A 2,569-nucleotide genomic window follows, 5' to 3' on the forward strand; every position below is an offset into this window, starting at 1 on the left:
GAGCAAGTGATTGAAGCGGCGAAAAAAGCGCACGCTCACGAGTTTATTCAGAACCTACCAGATGGGTACCATAGTTTCCTAGGAGAGCGCGGCGTAAGGCTGTCTGGTGGTCAACGTCAGCGTATTGCCATCGCGCGTGCCATCTTGAAAGATCCCAACATCTTACTACTGGATGAAGCAACAAGCGCTCTAGACAGCGAAAGTGAGCATCATGTTCAGCAGGCATTGGAAGAATTAATGCGCGGCAGAACGACGATCATCATCGCCCACCGTTTATCAACAATCAAACACGCAGACCAAATTGCGGTGCTCGATCAAGGACAGCTTGTAGACATCGGTAACCACCAGTCGCTCATCAATAGCTGTGAACTATACCAACGCTTGGTTGAACTCCAATTCAAACACCTGAGTGACGAACCAACTAATAGCTAACAGCCAAGTCTCTGACAACGTGTGATTTCTGGCTTCAAAAACTTAAATCACATGTGTTGCAGTTTTGTTAAATTAGCGGTAGGGTTTTTATTCCAATGAAGGATAAATAACAATAAGAGAGTTCGCATGGAAGCACTATTATCTGACTACCCGGTAGTAACAGAAATCCCAGTCGCTTGGGGAGAAATGGACGCACTCAATCACGTCAACAACGCTGTGTATTTTCGCTACTTTGAAACCGCTCGCTTAGATTTCTTTAAGCACGTAGAACTGATGGAAGAGATGGCAATCACTAAGGTTGGTCCTGTTCTTGGCGACACTTATTGTAAATATTTCCGACCTGTCACCTACCCTGATACTTTGATGGTGGGTTCACGAGTCACCGACATTCAAGACGACCGCTTTACTATGGAATACGCGATCGTCAGTAAAGCGCAGCAAAAGCTTACGACTGTCGGTACCGCGACTATCGTGATGTTTGACTTTGCATCGAACCAAAAAGCGCTGCTGTCACTGCGTCTAACCAGTGAAATTGAACGAATGAACACGCTAAAAAGCCCATGCTTCAAACAAGAAGCAGTAGCGGAATAAACGACTCGTTAATTCAGACCGAATTAGAAACCTCAGATATAGAAAAAGCCACTCGTTTGAGTGGCTTTTTGTTTGGTTTTTTGAGCCTATTAGCTTTGGGATATAGGTATTGAGAGCTATAAACCTTCCCCCCCTATAGCCGCGAACCCTAAAGAACTTTACCGCTATAGACTTTTAACCCTATAAACCTTGGACCCTATAAACCTTGAACGTACTGAGCGTTAGTACGGATCTCGACTAGTTGCTCTAGGTGTTGTTGTGAGCCTTCAACGCCGTTGATTAAACCTTCGAAGTGCTTGATCAGCTCTACCTTGTCTTGAACTTCTTTAGAACCCGCGCCAATGTTGGTTAGGTCTATAAAGAATTCGTCAAACAGGCCAGAGAAATCCGTTACAGCGTCATGGTTTAGGAACTGCTCATGGTTGTAAATGCTTGGGTAGCCACCCTTCTGTTTATCAACCGCGAACGAGATACCTTTTACGTTAGTAATCGTGGTCGCTTTCTCACACTTCAACATACAACCTGCTTCGATGCTTGGTTTGTTACAGCCTACTGTTCTTTGGAAGAAACATTGGCGGCTAGTCATCATCAAGATTGGGTGGTAAATGCTGTAGAACAGTTTGAAGTTCTCTGGGCGGCGAATATGACGAATCTGACCTTTGTTGATCTCGTTCGAAATGAACGCGCCCGCACAGTTTAGCTCCTCTTTAAGCGTCACTAGTGCGTGAGAGTTTGTCGTGTTCATGAATGGACCTGCAACCCACTCGATCCCCATTTCGTAAGCCTTGTATGCCATACCCGTGTTATTAGTCACGATGCGAGCAGGCTTAACGACTTCAAGAATACGAACAGCTTCGTCGTAGTCCTTACCAATCAATACTGCTGGGAACCACGGAATCAAACGTGGGTTTGCCGCTAAGATATCGATGTATTTGTTACAACGCTTCTTAAAGCTTTCTGGGAGCTTGAAGTAAACGTCCGCGTCCGTCACATCACATAGGTGCAAGTCTGCAACGTCAGCGATAAGCATCGACATAGTCGGCTTCTCGTTCACTTTAGGGTGCTGTGGTAGTGCTGGCACTTCAACGTGCTTAATCACTTCAACAGAACCGTTTAGAATGAAGTCAATTTCGTCTTTAAGGTCAGACACTTCTTTCAACGGAATCACTAGCCCAGGGTCCACTTCGCTGAAATCTTGGCTTTCTAGTGTGTGAACCGCACTCTTCACGTTTTTGAATCGCTTCTCAAGTAGCTCTTGAGTGATCGCTTTCTCTTCTGTTGCATTAAGCAGCGATTTAGATTGCAGGGTGAAGTTCTCTTTTTCTGTCTTCACAGTCACCGTAAATGGCTGACCTGCTTTTGCGCTGAAAGACATAGCAACCGGCGTTTTGCGGATATCAAGGAACTTAATCTTGTCACGCATTTCGTCACCAAGTACATCTTTCGCTTCATGCAGCTGTACTGTCGCTTCTTGAATCTGAACCACTGAGATTTCGTTGTTCTTCTCTTTCGCCTGCTCAACCGCATAGTTAATACTGTTATCACG

Annotated in this window: 3 protein-coding genes; 2 read left to right on the forward strand and 1 reads right to left on the reverse strand. The window is 45.2% G+C overall.

What is annotated here, in order from left to right; all coding sequences use genetic code 11:
- Both BCT81_RS23490 and BCT81_RS23495 read left to right on the forward strand, forming a co-directional pair.
- A partial coding sequence (locus BCT81_RS23490; RefSeq protein ID WP_133152699.1) for an ATP-binding cassette domain-containing protein occupies positions 1-432 on the forward strand: 432 nt, incomplete at its 5' end.
- Positions 433-558: 126 nt separating this feature from the next.
- Positions 559-1,023 (forward strand): acyl-CoA thioesterase, encoded by a 465-nt coding sequence (locus BCT81_RS23495; protein WP_004741007.1) that lies wholly within the window; start codon positions 559-561, stop codon positions 1,021-1,023.
- Between the two features lie 196 nt (positions 1,024-1,219).
- Here the strand turns inward: BCT81_RS23495 and BCT81_RS23500 are convergent.
- Positions 1,220-2,569, reverse strand: a 1,350-nt coding sequence (locus BCT81_RS23500) for a DUF3656 domain-containing protein (protein WP_198596950.1), incomplete at its 5' end; no start/stop codon positions are given.

The sequence above is a fragment of the Vibrio sp. 10N.261.52.A1 genome (genome assembly GCF_002876325.1).
In the GTDB taxonomy this organism is placed as follows: domain Bacteria; phylum Pseudomonadota; class Gammaproteobacteria; order Enterobacterales; family Vibrionaceae; genus Vibrio; species Vibrio chagasii.